Source organism: Tessaracoccus oleiagri (assembly GCF_900103275.1).
GTDB lineage: Bacteria > Actinomycetota > Actinomycetes > Propionibacteriales > Propionibacteriaceae > Arachnia > Arachnia oleiagri.
Map to the genome: position 1 here is coordinate 38,108 of NZ_FNGP01000005.1, position 13,413 is coordinate 51,520.

The following is a 13,413-nucleotide window of genomic DNA, read 5'->3' on the forward strand; positions in this document are numbered from 1 at the left end:
TAGATGACCCGCCGCGCGTCAGCGGGAGATGTGACCCAGCAGCGCCCGACGGAAGTCCTCCGGCCGCTCGAGGTGGGGCGAGTGGCCGACGCCCTCGAACGCGATCTCGACGACCTCCCCGCCCGAGGCGCGGTAGGCGTCGAGCACGTCCCGGGTCTGCGACACCATCTCCTGCGCCGGCGCGGCATCGGCGCCGGGCCAACCGGGGATGATGCCGAGGGCCCCGAGGTGGAAGATGTCGAAGAATGAGGTGTCGGACACGATGGCGTCCGCCGTCCCTCGGACCCAGAGGATCGGCGGCTTGCTCTCCAGGCCGACGATCCCGGAGGCGTTGAAGTGTTTCGGCGCCATGGTGTTCAGGACGCCCGTGTCCCCGGCGGCGAAGCCCGGCCAGTGGTCGCTGGGGCGCGAGTCGCCGGGGTAGTTTCCCTCCTCGGTCGACGTGGTGAGCATCGACGTGACCCACACGTCTTCATGCGGGGAGAGGTACCCGGGCGCGACGTAGCTCGAGCGGAACACCGAGCGGGGCGAGGTCTGCTCGTCGGCGCTTCGGTCACCGGCGCGCAGCCGGGCGACGAAGTCCGGATTGGTGCCGCCCGCACCGACGCCCGCGTCGTCGTCGGTGATCCTCGAGCCGTCGCGGCGCGTGCCTCCGAAGCCGTACGGGGAGACGGGGGCCTGCAGCGTCAGGGACAGCACCGGATGGTCGAGGGCGTACTGCATGACCACGCCGCCACCCATGGACCAGCCGACCAGGTGCACCGCCCCGAGACCGAGCGCGACCAGCGCGGCGTGCAGGTCGTCGCTGAAGTCACGCAGGCCCCTCGTGGCGTCGACCGGCAGGACCTCGCTCGCGCCGAAACCGCGCAGGTCGATGGCGATGACGCGCAGGTGGGTGGGCAGGTCAAGCATCGTCTCCTGCCAGAACAGCGCGGAGGAGACGTTCCCGTGCACGAACACCACCGTGTCCTCGGGTGCCGCCGCCGCGTCGTCTCCCTCGCGCTCCAGGACCCCGGTCCTGAGCCGCTCGGTCTCGATCACGCGCGCGACGATGCCGTCGAGCAGTTCGGTGGTGGTGGGCGTCATTGCTTGGTCCTCCGGTGCAGGGCCGAGGCCCCTTCGCCCCGGCGGGGACGACTATGCCAGAGCGGGCCCGACGAGGTGGCCGATTCGGCGCAGAAGCGGCCTCAGCCTGCCATTCCCTCGCGCCAGTAGCCCATGATCGCCACCTGGTCGCGGGTGTACCCGGCCGGGCCGAGCAGCCATCGGCGCAGAGGTTTCAGGCTTCCCGCCTCGCCCGCGACCCAGGCGTATCGTTCGGCGGCCCTGCCCGAGCCGGTCTCCCAGAGGATGGTCCGATCCAGGTCCACGTCCTCCACTGCGACCTGGAGGCGGCGGGCGGGCGGCGCCGCGTCTGCCAGGGCGGCGGGCAGCAGGCTGCCCCGGGGCGCACCGTCGCGGGGCAGCCAGGCGACCTCCAGGCCCGGCGGCGCGGCGATGGGCAGCGCGTCGGCCCGGGTGGGCACTTCGAGGAGGGCTCGTCCGCGCCAGGTCCGGTGGTCGTCCTGCCGTGCCAGCTCGGCGCAGATGGCCGCCACGGCCGGGACCGCGGTCTCGTCGCCGACGAGCAGCACCTCCCGCGCCCTGCCCGGGCGCCATTCGATGCCGCCGTAGTCGGCCCCGCAGACCGCCCGGTTGGGGCCGACGACGGCGACGGGGTCACCGACGGTCGCGCGAGCCGCCCACAGCGTCGCGGGACCACCGACGAGTTCGCCGTCGACCTCGTCGAGGTGGAGGACGAAGTCGACCACCAGCTCGGTCCCGGACGCGGTGTGCCGAAGCTCCCGCGCCGTGTAGGTGCGCATGGCGCCACGCCGGTGCTCCGGCTGCGCCAGCCACCGCCGGTACCAGCCCGCGTCGTCGCCGCCGGGCGCGTCGGGCCGGACCTCGGCCAGGCACTCGAGGACAGAGGCGAAGTCCGCGCCGGCGTCGGGGACGACGAGCTTGAGGCGCAGGTCGAGCGTCGGGCCGGCCACCCCCAGGTGCGCGAGCTCCGGGCCGCCCAGTGTCACCCGGCGGAGGGTGGGGCAGAGGTCCTCCACCCCCGTCACCGTTCCCGCCAGGGCGAGGGTGGGGCTGGTGCGGCTTCTCGAGGTCATGTCATCTCCGTGTGGACGGGGGTGGGTTCGATGGGCACCACCATGGGGGTGGCGGTCACGGGGTCGGCCACGACACGGGCGCGGAGCCCGAACGAGGACGCGAGGTGCGCTTCGGTGAGTACGTCGGCGGCGCCGCCGGCCGAGGTGACCGAGCCGTCGGCCATCAGGACGAGGTGCTGGGCGTAGCGGGCGGCGAGGTTGAGGTCGTGCAGCACCATGACCACGGTGACGCCCTTCTCCCGGTTCAGGTGCCGGATGACCTCGAGCACCTCGAGCGCGTGGGCGAGGTCCAGGAACGTGGTGGGTTCGTCCAGCAGTAGGACGCCCGTGTCCTGGGCCAACGCCATCGCGATCCAGACGCGTTGCCGCTGGCCGCCCGAGAGCTCGTCGACGAGCCGTTCCCGCAGCGCCGACGTGCCGGTGGCCTCCAGCGCCGCCTCCACCGCCCGGCGGTCCTCGGTGCTGGAACGAGAGAACCAGCCCTGGTGCGGGGCCCGGCCCAGCGCGACGAGTTCCCCGACCGTGATCCCCCCGGGGGTGATGGGCGCCTGGGGGAGGAGGCCAAGGCGGCGCGCCAGCTCGCGGGCGCTGAAGTCCTGCAGGTCCCGTCCCCCGAGCAGCACCTGCCCACCGGCGGGTCGCAGCAGCCTGCTCAGGCCGCGCAGCAACGTCGACTTCCCGCAGCCGTTGGGTCCGATGAGCGCGGTGACCGCGCCGGCCGGCAGCTCGAGGGACAGGTCCGTGACGATGGGCGCGCCACCGTAGCCGAGGGTGAGTTCCCGGGCCTCGAGGGTGTGCATCAGAGCCTCCGCGATCTCGTGAGCAGCCAGAGGAGGAAGGGCGCGCCAAGGGCTCCCGTGATGACGCCGACGGGCAGGTTGGTGCCGCCGAAGGCGGAGTGGCTGAGGGTCTCGGCGGCGGTGACCAGCAGCGCTCCCCAGAGCGCGGCCAGCGGCAACGACGTACGTCCCCGGTTCGTGATCCGCGCCAGCGGTCCTGCCATGAGCGACACGAAGGCGATGGGCCCCGTCGCCGCGACGGTGAATCCGGTGAGCGCGGCGCCGAGACCGACGAGGAGCGCCCGCGCCACGCCCACCGGGACGCCCAGCGACGACGCCGCGTCGTCGCCGAGTTCGAGGAGACGCAGCCAGCGGCCGGCCGCGAGCAGGAGGGGGAGCGCCACCGCCAGGCCGAGGCCCAGCGCCCCGATCTCCGCCCACGTGGTGGAGTTCAGCGACCCGGTGAGCCACCGGTAGACGTCTCCGACCTGACGGGCGTCTGCCCTCGTCAGCAGGTGTACGACCACGGCTCCGAGCAGGGCGCCCGCGGCGACGCCGTGCAGGATCAGGGCGCCGCCGACGTCGCGCGCCCCGTGGGACAGCCCGTAGATCCCGAAGGCCACGACCGCCGCCCCGGCCAGCGCCAGGAACGACACCGCCCAGCCGTCGAGCCCGCCCAGCACCATGCCGGCCACCGCGGCGGCCGACGCCCCGAGTTGGACGCCGATCACGTCGGGGCTGGCCAGCGGGTTGTGGAGGAGGGACTGGAACAGCGCCCCGGCCAGGCCCAGCGCGACGCCCGCCAGCAGGCCCGCGACGGCCACTGGCAGCCGGCTCTGCCAGAGGATGAATTCCAGCCCGCCGCCCGCCTCACCGGAGGCGAGCGCGAGCAGCTCGGCGATCCCGATCAGTCGCTGGCCCAGGACCACGGAGGCCACGAGCGCGGTGAGGAGCCCGGCGCCCAGCCAGGTCGCCGTCCACACGGTCGGGCGCGTCACAGCCGGACCCTCACGCGTCGGTGGACGAGGACGACCATCACCGGGGCGCCCAGCAGCGCGGTCATGATGCCGACGGCGATCTCGCCCGGGGGAGCCGCTGTCCGTCCGACGATGTCGGCGCCGAGCAGGAGGGCCGCGCCCGCCAGCATCGACAGCGGCAGCAGGAAGCGGTGGTCGGGACCGCAGGTCAACCGTACGAGGTGCGGCACCACCAACCCGACGAAGCCGATGGGACCGACGAGCGCGGTGGCGGTCCCGGCGAGCATCACCGCACCGAGGGCCGCGAGGACGCGGACTGCCGCGACGTGGCTGCCGAGGGAGCGGGCGACGTCGTCGCCGAGCGCCAACTGGTTCAGGGTCCGGGCCGTGGCGAGGCAGAGGACCGCGCCCACGACGAGGAACACCGCGACCCCCGGCACCGACTCCACCCCGCGCGTGCCCAGGACACCGGCCTGCCAGAAACGGAACCGCTCCAGCGCGGCCGGCCTCAGCAGCGCGATGGCCGCGACCACGCTGGTGAGCCCAGCCCCTACCGCCGCGCCGCCGATCGCCAGGGTGATCGGCTGGGGGCCGCCGGGGGACAGCGCGGCGATGGCGTACACGACGACGAACGCCACGAGCGCCCCCACCGTGGCCGCGAGGGCGATGCCCGGGAGGCTGCCGACCCCGAGCGCCAGCGCGAGGATCACCGCCACCGAGGCACCCGCGTTGACCCCGAGGATGCCGGGGTCCGCGAGCGGGTTGCGGGTGATGGCCTGCATGGTTGCCCCCGCGAGCCCGAGTGACGCGCCCACCACGAGCCCGTCCACCGTCCGGGCCAGGCGGGCGAGCACGACGAGGTGGTCGCCGTCCGCGGTGCCGGGCGTCGTCAGGGCCGACCACACCACGTCGGGGCCGGTGCTCCGGGCCCCGACCGCCAGCGACCCGAATGCCAGCAGCACGACCACTCCCACCAGGACCGGGGCGGCGACTGCGTAGCGGCGGCGGTTGGACAAGGGCGTCGCCTCAGGACGCGAGGACGCGGGCCGTGGCGTCCGCGAACGCCGGCATCACCTTGTCCAGCACCCAGGGAAGGCTCAGGGGGCTGGCCGCGGAAATGGCAAGCACTTCGGCGTCGCTGCCCAGGACCACGAGGCCACCGCCGCGCACCGCGGGGATCTGGCCGAACAGCGGATGCGCCGCGATGGCGCCGGCGTCCGTGCCCTCGGGCAGCCAGGTGAAGAAGAGGTCGGAGGCCAATTCGTCCGCCCGCTCCGTGGACCACTCGAAGTAGAAGTTGTCCGAGCCGCCGTTCGCGCCGACGAACTCGGCGACGGGGATCCCCGCCATCTCGAGGAAGCGGCTCCGGTTGTCGCCGAGCCCGTAGATGCTGATCACGTTCTGGGCGGGATCGAGGTTGCCGGCGATGGCGGTCACCCTGCCGAAGTCGGGATGGGCACCGACCCCCGCCTCGCGCACCGCCTCCTCGGTCTCCGCCACCATGGCCGCGGCCTCCGTTGAGAGCCCCAGCGCGGCGCCGATCATCTCCGTCGACTGCTGCCAGGGGGTCTGGTAGGCGGCCACGCCGGGGCCGATGACCGGGGCGATCTCGCTGAGCCGCTGGTACTCCTCCTCTGTCATGCCGGAGTAGGCGCCGATGATGAGGTCCGGGGTGACGGAGGCGATCCCCTCGAAGTCGATGCCGCTGGCGACGTCGAACTGCGCCGGCGCGGCATCGCTGTCCCAGCCGGCCCCCAACTCCTCGAGCTTGGCGTCCTTCCAGTCCGTGGAGTTGTTGGCATTCATTCCCCAAGTGTCGGTGTCCATCCCGACGGGCACGACGCCGAGGGCGAGGACCACGTCGGCGTTCACCCATGAGACCGTGGCGACGCGTTGCGGCTTCCGCTCGATGGTGGTGGTCCCGTAGATGTGCTCGACGGTGACCGGCCAGGCGGAGTCGGAGGAGGCGGCGTCGTCGCCCGCCCCGCCCCCGGACGTGCCGGGCGCGCCCGCGGGAGTGGCGGCGTCATCGCCGGCGCAGGCCGCCAGGGCGATCGTGGCGAGGCCGGCCAGTCCGGACACCAGCGTTCGGCGTGAGATGTTCATGCGTCTCCTTCGTTAGGCGAGCCTAACCTAAGCATGCCGAGAATACGCAACGCAAGCCTACCCAAAATGGCTGGGTCCGCGGGAGCGGGCACGGGGCGCGTTTAGTACACTCGTCGGCGGAGCTGCACCGTCTATGCAGCCTGATCGAAAGGAATACTCGTGATTCGCACGCACCAGGCCGGAACGCTGCGCAAGGAACACGTCGGCCAGGAAGTCGTCCTCACCGGATGGGTGGCCAAGCGCAGGGACCATGGCGGAGTCGCCTTCATCGACCTGCGGGACGCCTCGGGTAGGGCCCAAGTGGTCATCCGCGACGAGTTGCTCGAGGCCACCGGCGCGCACGACCTGCGGAACGAGTACTGCATCAAGGTGACGGGCATCGTCGAGGAGCGGCCCGCGGGCAACGAGAACCCCGACCTGGCCACCGGCGAGATCGAGGTTGCCATCTCAGCGCTCGAGGTGCTCAACACCTCCGCGCCACTCCCGTTCCAGATCGACGAGCGTGTCACCGTGGGCGAGGAGGCGCGGCTGAAGTACCGCTACCTGGACCTCCGCCGCCCCAAGCCCGGCGCCAACATCCGGCTGCGGTCCAAGGTCAACCAAGCGGCCCGACGCGTGCTGGACGCCCACGACTTCGTCGAGATCGAGACCCCCACGCTCACCCGGTCCACCCCCGAGGGTGCCCGCGACTTCCTCGTCCCCGCCCGGCTCTCGCCCGGCTCCTGGTACGCCCTGCCCCAGTCGCCCCAGCTGTTCAAGCAGCTGCTGATGGTGGCCGGCATGGAGCGCTACTACCAGATCGCCCGCTGCTACCGCGATGAGGACTTCCGTGCGGACCGCCAGCCCGAGTTCACCCAGTTGGACATCGAGATGAGCTTCGTCGACCAGGAGGACGTCATCGCGCTGGCCGAGGAGGTCATCGTCGAGATCTGGAAGCTGATCGGCGTGGAGCTCACGACGCCCTTCCCGCGGCTCACGTACCGCGACTCGATGGACCGCTACGGCTCCGACAAGCCCGACCTGCGCTTCGACCTCGAGATCACCGAGCTCACCGAGTACTTCAAGGACACGAGCTTCCGCGTGTTCCAGGCGCCCTACGTCGGCGGCATCGTCATGCCCGGCGGCGGCTCGCAGCCCCGCCGCACCTTCGACGCCTGGCAGGAGTGGGCGAAGCAGCGCGGCGCCAAGGGTCTCGCCTACGTGACGCTCGACGAGAACGGCGAACTGGGCGGCCCCGTGGCGAAGAACCTCTCCGACGAGGAGCGCGCGGGCCTCGCCGAGCGCACCGGTGCCAAGCCGGGCGACTGCATCTTCTTCGCCGCCGGGGGCCGAGCCGCTTCCCAGGGGCTGCTCGGCGCCGCGCGGAACGAGATCGCCGACCGCGTCGGCCTGCGCGACGAGGGAGCCTGGAGCTTCGTCTGGGTCGTCGACGCGCCGCTGTTCAAGCCCACCTCCGAGGCCCAGGCCGAAGGGGACGTCGCCGTCGGCGAGGGCGCTTGGACCGCCGTGCACCACGCCTTCACCTCCCCGAAGCCCGAGAACCTCGACGACTTCGACACCGACCCGGGGAACGCGCTGGCGTACGCCTACGACATCGTCTGCAACGGCAACGAGATCGGCGGGGGCTCGATCCGTATCCACCGCCGCGACATCCAGGAGCGGGTCTTCAAGGTCATGGGCATCGGCGAGGAGGAGGCGCAGGAGAAGTTCGGCTTCCTGCTGGACGCCTTCGCCTACGGCGCCCCTCCCCACGGCGGCATCGCGTTCGGCTGGGACCGTATCGTCGCGCTCCTGAGCGACTCCGACTCCATCCGCGACGTCATCGCGTTCCCGAAGTCGGGCGGCGGCTACGACCCGCTGACCCAGGCGCCGGCACCGATCACGCCCCAGCAGCGCAAGGAGGCCGGGGTGGACTTCAAGCCGGAACCCAAGGAGGCCAAGGCCTGACGGGAGCACCCAACGGGAGGCCCGAAACGTTGAATCTTCCCATGGTTCCCTTCCCGGTGCGCGCTGCATAGTGTGTTGCGCGCGCCGGGGCGCACCGCCGCGGCGTCAGCTGATTTGGGGAGGGATCATGCTACGACGAACCGCGTCCGCAGCCATCGCATCGATGGCCCTGCTGGGGACCGCCGCACTTGCGGCACCGGCCGCCGCCGACAGCCACGGGGCGGACCCGTCGGTCGAGGTGGTGGCCACGGGGCTGAACAGCCCGAGGAAACTGTCCTTCGCGCCGAACGGCGACCTGTACATCGCCGAGTCCGGCGTCGCGGCGGGCGAGTCCGGCGCCTGCGGCGACCACCCGGAGTTCGGGGAGACCTGCGTCTACGACACGGGCTCGATCACGCTGCTCTCCCGCCACGGCGAGCAGAGCCGGATCGTGGAGGGGCTGCCGTCGGCGGTGAGCGCGTCGGATGCCATCGGACCCTTCGACGTGCTCGTGCACGGCCGGACGCTGACCGTCGCGATGGGCATGGGCGGCTCCCTGGAGTTCCGGGACTCGCTCGGTGAGGACGGAGCCCTGTTCGGCACCGTCGTCGACGTGAAGCTCATGGGCCGGAGCTACGACGTGAGCGTCCGCGCCGACCTGCTCGCCTTCGAGGCCGCGAACGACCCGTTCGGCGGCGGCATCGACTCCAACCCCGTGGACCTTTCCGAGGACGGCCGCAACCTCGTGGTGACCGACGCCGGCGCCAACGACGTCCTGGCCGTCGCCAAGAAGGGCGGCGTGACCGACGTCCTGGCCGTGCTGGACCCAGTCCTCACTGATCCTCCGTTCCCCGGCGCTCCGGACCCGTTCCCGGCACAGCCCGTACCCACGGCGACCGTGCAGGGCCCCGACGGCCACTGGTACATCGGGCAGCTCACCGGCTTCCCATTCCCGCAGGGCGGTTCCACCGTCTACCGACTGAGCGACGGAGAGCTCGAGCCCTACGCGACCGGACTCACCAATGTGACCGACCTCGCCTGGGACGGCGACACCCTGTACGCGGTGCAGATCTCCGACACCGGCCTGCTCGGCGGCGTCATGGGCTCGCTCGTCCGGATCGAGTCCGACGGCAGCGTGTCCACCGTGGTCGACGGTCTCTTCGCGCCTTACGGGGTGGCCATCCGCGACGGCTACGCCTACGTGACCACCGGCTCGGTGGCCCCGGGCGGCACGGTCATCAAGGTCGCGCTGGGCTGATCCCCGCACCGCTCCGCGACGAGGCGACCCGCCAGCCTGCCTGCGCGGGTCGCCCCGACCGTGGACGCCGTGGACCCGTAGCCGACGAGGTACACGCGGTCGTCGTCGGCGACCGTGACCTCGTCGGCCATCCGCACGCCGCCGCCCGCGGCCCGCAACCGCAGTGGCGCCAGGTGCCGCATCGCCGGGCGGAACCCCGTGTTCCAGAAGATGACGTCCACAGGCTCCTCGTGGCCGGGCGGGAAGGGCCGCCAGCTCGCGGGCAGCACGAGCCGGTCCGTCGCGGCCGGGCCGAGGCCCTCCGCGCGGTCGCCGGCCGGCGCCCCCAAGCGGACACGGTCGGGCAGGATGCGGTCGATCATGCCCCTGCTCACGAGCAGCCCGCGCTCCACCCCGTCGACGTAGGGCGGCCAGAGGGGGATGCCGGTGGTGCGCACCACGGAGGCGGTGGGCTGCCCGGCGAAGGTGCGCTCGCGCACGGCGTGCTCGACGGCCAGGCCCCAGCCGGCGTCGAAGCCGCGGTCGGTGAAGTTCGGGGGCCGGCGCGTCGCCCAGAGCGTCTCGGTGTGCGGCTCGAGCTCCAGCAGGAACTGGACGGCGCTGAGACCGCCACCGACGACGAGCGTCCGCTGCCCGGCGAAGTCCTCGGCCCGGGTGTAGCCGACGGTGTGGAGCTGCCTCCCGCGGAAGCCTTCGATGCCCGGTATGTGGGGGACGAACGGGTTGTCCTAGGTGCCGGTGGCGTTGAGGAGGACGTCGGTGGTGAGCACCCGGGCGCCCTCGTGCTCGTACTCGACGCGCAGGGGGCCGCGGCGAGGACCGTCGGGCGAGGTGACCCTGGTGACCGGCGCGGGTCGGACCACGGGCAGTCCGAACTTGCGCTCGTAGTCGCCGTAGTAGTCGGCGACGACCACGGACGCGGGCACCGTCTCGTCGGCCTTACCGAACGGCAGCCCCGGGAGGCTCGCGATCCCGTGGGCCTTGCCGAGGGTCAGCGAGTCCCAGCGGTGCCGCCAGGCCCCGCCCGGGGCGTCGTTGGCGTCGAGGACCACGAAGTCGTGCCATGGGCGCAGTCCGCGCGTGAGCAGCTCGTGCGAGGCGGCGAGCCCCGCCTGGCCGGCGCCGATCACGACGGCGCGGTAGTGGGTGGTCATCCCAGCCCGCAGGCTTCTGCGACGAGCTCCAGCGAGCGCAACCGGACGGCGGGGTCGTGGGCGTAGGTGACGGTGACGAGCTCGTCGGCGCCCGTCGCCTCGGCGATCTCGCGCAGGCGCGTCGCCACCACGTCGGGCGTCCCGACCGCCCGGTAGCGCAGCATGTGCTCCATCATCTGGATCTCGACGTCGGTGATCTCCTCGTCGAAGGCGCCCGGCCGCTGGAGGGGGAGCCGGCCCCCGGTGCGGCGCAGCGCGAGGAACATCTTCTGCGTGGTAGTGAACTGGTGCTCCGCCGCTCCGGGTTCCTCGTGGGCGAGCACGTTCACCCCGATCGAGACGTAGGGCTGCTCGATCTGGGCGGTGGGCGCCCCGGGGTTGAAGTGGTCCCGGTAGGTGGCGACGGCCTGCTCGAGCATGTCGGGGGCGAAGTGGGACGCGAAGGAGTAGGGCAGCCCGAGCATGGCGGCCATCGTGGCCCCCGCGGTGGAGGAGCCGAGCAGCCACATCGGGACGCGCGTACCTCTGGCCACGCCGACGGTGATGCCGCCGACCTGGCCGGAGTCGAACCAGGTCTGCATCAGCCGGACGTTGTCCATGAAGTCCTGCGGCTCGGCGCTGGAACGGGCCAACGCCCTGGCCGTGACGGGGTCCGTGCCGGGTGCCCGGCCGAGGCCGAGCTCGATGCGGCCGGGGAACATGCTGGCGAGGGTGCCGAAGTCCTCGGCGACGACGAGCGGCGAGTGGTTCGGCAGCATGATGCCGCCCGAGCCGACGGTGATCCGGCCGGTCCGCGCCGCCGCCTGCCCGATCAGGAGGGCCGTCGACGACGAGGCCACCGCGGCCGTGTTGTGGTGCTCGGCGAACCAGAGCCGCCGGTACCCGAGTCGGTCCGCGACCTCGGCTGCCCGCATCGACGCCTCGATCGCGGCGCTCACGGACTGTTCTGAGGACACGGACACGAGGTCGAGGATCGAGAGCTGCATGTCCTCCACCGTAGTCGGTCGTCCCCGATGGCCACGCTCACCGATCGGCGGATCACCGAGCCGGGCGGCGGGGTGGGCCCGGCTACGCTGGAGGGCGTGACGTACGACCTCTTCGGCAACCTCGACACCGACCAGCCGGTCGGCTCGCTGTCCGCTGCGCGCGACGAGGGCGCCCCGCTGGCCGTCCGGATGCGGCCGCGCACCTTGGACGAGATCGTCGGCCAGCAGCACCTGCTGGCACCCGGCTCGCCGCTGCGCCGCCTCGTCGAGGGCCAGTCCATGAGCGTGTTCCTCTGGGGCCCGCCAGGGGTCGGCAAGACGACGCTGGCGTCGATCGTCTCCCGCGAGTCGGGTGCGCGGTTCGTCGAGGTCTCGGCGGTCTCCGCCGGGGTCAAGGAGATCCGCGCGGAGTTGGACGCGGCACGTCGTGCGCTGCACAAGGGCACCCCCACAGTGCTGTTCATCGACGAGGTGCACCGCTTCTCGAAGACCCAGCAGGACGCACTCCTGCCGGCCGTGGAGAACCGGATCGTCACGCTCATCGCGGCCACCACGGAGAACCCGTCATTCTCGGTCATCTCCCCGTTGCTCTCCAGGTCCCTCCTGCTGCGGCTCAAGCCGCTCACCGATGACGACATCCACGCGCTCGTGGCGCGGGCCCTCGTCGACGAGCGGGGTCTCGGCGGGCGCGTCGAGCTCGACGACGCCGCCCGGGAGGAACTGGTGCGCATGGCCGGGGGCGACGCCCGACGGGCGCTCACCTACCTCGAGGAGTCGTCGGCGTCCGCCGTCGCCCTCGGCGAGCAGGTGGTGACGCCGGCGATCCTCTCCAGCGCGGTGGACCGCGCCACGCTGCGCTACGACCCCGACGGCGACCAGCACTACGACGTGATCAGCGCGTTCATCAAGTCGATCCGCGGCTCCGACGTCGACGCCGCCCTGCACTACCTCGCCCGCATGCTCGAGGCGGGGGAGGACCCCCGGTTCATCGCGCGCCGCTTGATGATCTCCGCGTCGGAGGACATCGGACTCGCGGCGAACAACGTGCTGCCCACCTGCGTCGCCGCCGCCCAGGCCGTCCAGCTCCTGGGCATGCCCGAGGCGAGAATCACGCTGGCGCACGCCACCGTCGTCGCCGCGACCGCCCCGAAGTCGAACGCCGCCTACACCGCGATCGACGCTGCCATCGCCGACGTGCGGGCGGGCAAGGGGGGACCCGTTCCCGCGCACCTGCGCGACGCCCACTACTCCGGGGCCAAGAAGCTCGGGCACGGCGAGGGCTACAAGTACCCGCACAGCTATCCGCACAACATCGTGGCCCAGACCTACCTGCCGGAGGACCTCGTGGGGACTGTGTACTACGAGCCCACCAGCAACGGCGTGGAGCAGCACATCGCCGAACGCGTCCGTTCGATCCGTGAAGTGCTCTCGGATAGAGTTACGCCGTCGAGGACCCGAGGAGATGACGATGAGCGTCGCTGAACTGGCCGCCATGGTGGCCGCGATCGCGTTGTGCGTCCTCGTCGCGCTCGTCGCGGTGCCGTTGATCAAGCTCAACAAGACCCTCGACGAGGCGCGCGAGCTGCTGGGGCGGGTCGGTGACCGCGCCGTGCCGCTGCTCGACGACCTCCGGGTGACAGTGGCCAGCGCGAACGCCGAACTGGACCGGATCGGCACCGTCACGGAGGACGCGGGGAAGGTCGCCGCCCACGCGGCCGACGTGTCCGAGGACGCCGCCCAGTTCTCGAACCTGATGGGCGCAGTGTTCCGCAAGCCGCTCGTCAAGACCGCCGCCTTCAGCTACGGCGTGCGCAAGGCCATCCAGGGGACCCGGCAGTGAAGGGCTTCTTCTGGTTCAGCGCCGGCGCCGCGGCCGCCTCGTACGTCATCTTCCGCGGCAGGAGGATCTACCGGGAGTACGTCCCGGAGCCCCTGCGCAGGCAGATCGCCGCCCACGGCGACGACGCGGCCCTCGACCTGGGCCGCTTCACCGCCACCTTCCGCACCGCAATGGCCGAACGTGAAGCCGAGTTGCGTAGAGAACTGAACCTCCCGGAGAACTAGGACC

At 72.1% G+C, this 13,413-nt stretch carries 14 protein-coding genes and 1 pseudogene; 5 read left to right on the forward strand and 10 right to left on the reverse strand.

What is annotated here, in order from left to right; all coding sequences use genetic code 11:
- Nucleotides 1-18: 18 nt before the first annotated feature.
- The 6 genes from BLR46_RS12440 to BLR46_RS12465 form a co-directional block, all read right to left on the reverse strand.
- Complete coding sequence (locus BLR46_RS12440) at nt 19-1,086, reverse strand: alpha/beta fold hydrolase (protein ID WP_093252792.1); 1,068 nt, start codon at nt 1,084-1,086, stop codon at nt 19-21.
- A gap of 101 nt (nt 1,087-1,187) precedes the next feature.
- A complete protein-coding gene (locus BLR46_RS12445) occupies nt 1,188-2,159 on the reverse strand; it encodes a siderophore-interacting protein (protein ID WP_093252794.1) in 972 nt (323 codons plus the stop codon).
- The gene (locus BLR46_RS12450; protein WP_093252797.1) at nt 2,156-2,959 is read right to left on the reverse strand and encodes an ABC transporter ATP-binding protein; all 804 of its coding nucleotides are present in this window, start codon (nt 2,957-2,959) and stop codon (nt 2,156-2,158) included. Before BLR46_RS12450 ends, BLR46_RS12445 begins: the two co-directional genes overlap by 4 nt.
- Nucleotides 2,959-3,936, reverse strand: a complete 978-nt coding sequence (locus BLR46_RS12455) for a FecCD family ABC transporter permease (RefSeq protein ID WP_218118457.1) — start codon at nt 3,934-3,936, stop codon at nt 2,959-2,961. Before BLR46_RS12455 ends, BLR46_RS12450 begins: the two co-directional genes overlap by 1 nt.
- Nucleotides 3,933-4,931, reverse strand: coding sequence for a FecCD family ABC transporter permease (locus BLR46_RS12460; RefSeq protein WP_093252799.1), 999 nt, complete (start codon nt 4,929-4,931; stop codon nt 3,933-3,935). Before BLR46_RS12460 ends, BLR46_RS12455 begins: the two co-directional genes overlap by 4 nt.
- A 10-nt stretch (nt 4,932-4,941) precedes the next feature.
- Nucleotides 4,942-6,021, reverse strand: coding sequence for an ABC transporter substrate-binding protein (locus BLR46_RS12465; protein ID WP_093252801.1), 1,080 nt, complete (start codon nt 6,019-6,021; stop codon nt 4,942-4,944).
- A gap of 159 nt (nt 6,022-6,180) precedes the next feature.
- Between BLR46_RS12465 and aspS the strand changes: the two genes are divergently transcribed.
- On the forward strand, nt 6,181-7,968 hold the full coding sequence (aspS, locus tag BLR46_RS12470; protein ID WP_093252804.1) for an aspartate--tRNA ligase: 1,788 nt from the start codon (nt 6,181-6,183) through the stop codon (nt 7,966-7,968).
- 127 nt (nt 7,969-8,095) lie between these two features.
- Complete coding sequence (locus tag BLR46_RS12475) at nt 8,096-9,205, forward strand: ScyD/ScyE family protein (protein WP_143008295.1); 1,110 nt, start codon at nt 8,096-8,098, stop codon at nt 9,203-9,205.
- Here the strand turns inward: BLR46_RS12475 and BLR46_RS15305 are convergent.
- The 4 genes and pseudogenes from BLR46_RS15305 to BLR46_RS12490 all read right to left on the reverse strand — a co-directional run bounded on the left by BLR46_RS15305 (nt 9,145) and on the right by BLR46_RS12490 (nt 11,345).
- The gene (locus BLR46_RS15305; protein ID WP_093252808.1) at nt 9,145-9,684 is read right to left on the reverse strand and encodes an NAD(P)/FAD-dependent oxidoreductase; all 540 of its coding nucleotides are present in this window, start codon (nt 9,682-9,684) and stop codon (nt 9,145-9,147) included. The genes BLR46_RS12475 and BLR46_RS15305 overlap by 61 nt on opposite strands.
- A gap of 12 nt (nt 9,685-9,696) precedes the next feature.
- Nucleotides 9,697-9,912: pseudogene (locus BLR46_RS15620) on the reverse strand (pyridine nucleotide-disulfide oxidoreductase); the annotation flags it as partial.
- Between the two features lie 21 nt (nt 9,913-9,933).
- Nucleotides 9,934-10,359: an NAD(P)-binding protein gene (locus BLR46_RS15310; RefSeq protein WP_218118458.1), complete on the reverse strand. Its 426-nt coding sequence runs from the start codon at nt 10,357-10,359 to the stop codon at nt 9,934-9,936.
- A complete protein-coding gene (locus BLR46_RS12490) occupies nt 10,356-11,345 on the reverse strand; it encodes an LLM class flavin-dependent oxidoreductase (protein WP_093252810.1) in 990 nt (329 codons plus the stop codon). Before BLR46_RS12490 ends, BLR46_RS15310 begins: the two co-directional genes overlap by 4 nt.
- Before the next feature lie 96 nt (nt 11,346-11,441).
- Here BLR46_RS12490 and BLR46_RS12495 point away from each other — a divergent pair, with 96 nt between their 5' ends.
- Genes BLR46_RS12495 through BLR46_RS12505 form a run of 3 tightly spaced genes read left to right on the forward strand, consistent with a single transcriptional unit; the run spans nt 11,442 to nt 13,409 of the window.
- The gene (locus BLR46_RS12495) at nt 11,442-12,827 is read left to right on the forward strand and encodes a replication-associated recombination protein A (RefSeq protein ID WP_245701720.1); all 1,386 of its coding nucleotides are present in this window, start codon (nt 11,442-11,444) and stop codon (nt 12,825-12,827) included.
- Nucleotides 12,814-13,185 carry a DUF948 domain-containing protein gene (locus BLR46_RS12500; protein WP_176761772.1) on the forward strand — a complete coding sequence of 124 codons (372 nt, stop codon included), beginning with the start codon at nt 12,814-12,816 and terminating at the stop codon, nt 13,183-13,185. The genes BLR46_RS12495 and BLR46_RS12500 overlap by 14 nt, the downstream gene beginning before the upstream one ends.
- Complete coding sequence (locus tag BLR46_RS12505) at nt 13,182-13,409, forward strand: DUF6167 family protein (RefSeq protein WP_093252818.1); 228 nt, start codon at nt 13,182-13,184, stop codon at nt 13,407-13,409. Before BLR46_RS12500 ends, BLR46_RS12505 begins: the two co-directional genes overlap by 4 nt.
- Nucleotides 13,410-13,413 lie beyond the last annotated feature (4 nt).

Coding starts and splice junctions, on each gene's coding strand:
- BLR46_RS12440 (WP_093252792.1), bottom strand. CDS start 1,086: ATGACGCCCACCACCACCGAACTGCTCGACGGCATCGTCGCGCGCGTG.
- BLR46_RS12445 (WP_093252794.1), bottom strand. CDS start 2,159: ATGACCTCGAGAAGCCGCACCAGCCCCACCCTCGCCCTGGCGGGAACG.
- BLR46_RS12450 (WP_093252797.1), bottom strand. CDS start 2,959: ATGCACACCCTCGAGGCCCGGGAACTCACCCTCGGCTACGGTGGCGCG.
- BLR46_RS12465 (WP_093252801.1), bottom strand. CDS start 6,021: ATGAACATCTCACGCCGAACGCTGGTGTCCGGACTGGCCGGCCTCGCC.
- BLR46_RS12475 (WP_143008295.1), top strand. CDS start 8,096: ATGCTACGACGAACCGCGTCCGCAGCCATCGCATCGATGGCCCTGCTG.
- BLR46_RS15310 (WP_218118458.1), bottom strand. CDS start 10,359: ATGACCACCCACTACCGCGCCGTCGTGATCGGCGCCGGCCAGGCGGGG.
- BLR46_RS12490 (WP_093252810.1), bottom strand. CDS start 11,345: ATGCAGCTCTCGATCCTCGACCTCGTGTCCGTGTCCTCAGAACAGTCC.
- BLR46_RS12500 (WP_176761772.1), top strand. CDS start 12,814: ATGAGCGTCGCTGAACTGGCCGCCATGGTGGCCGCGATCGCGTTGTGC.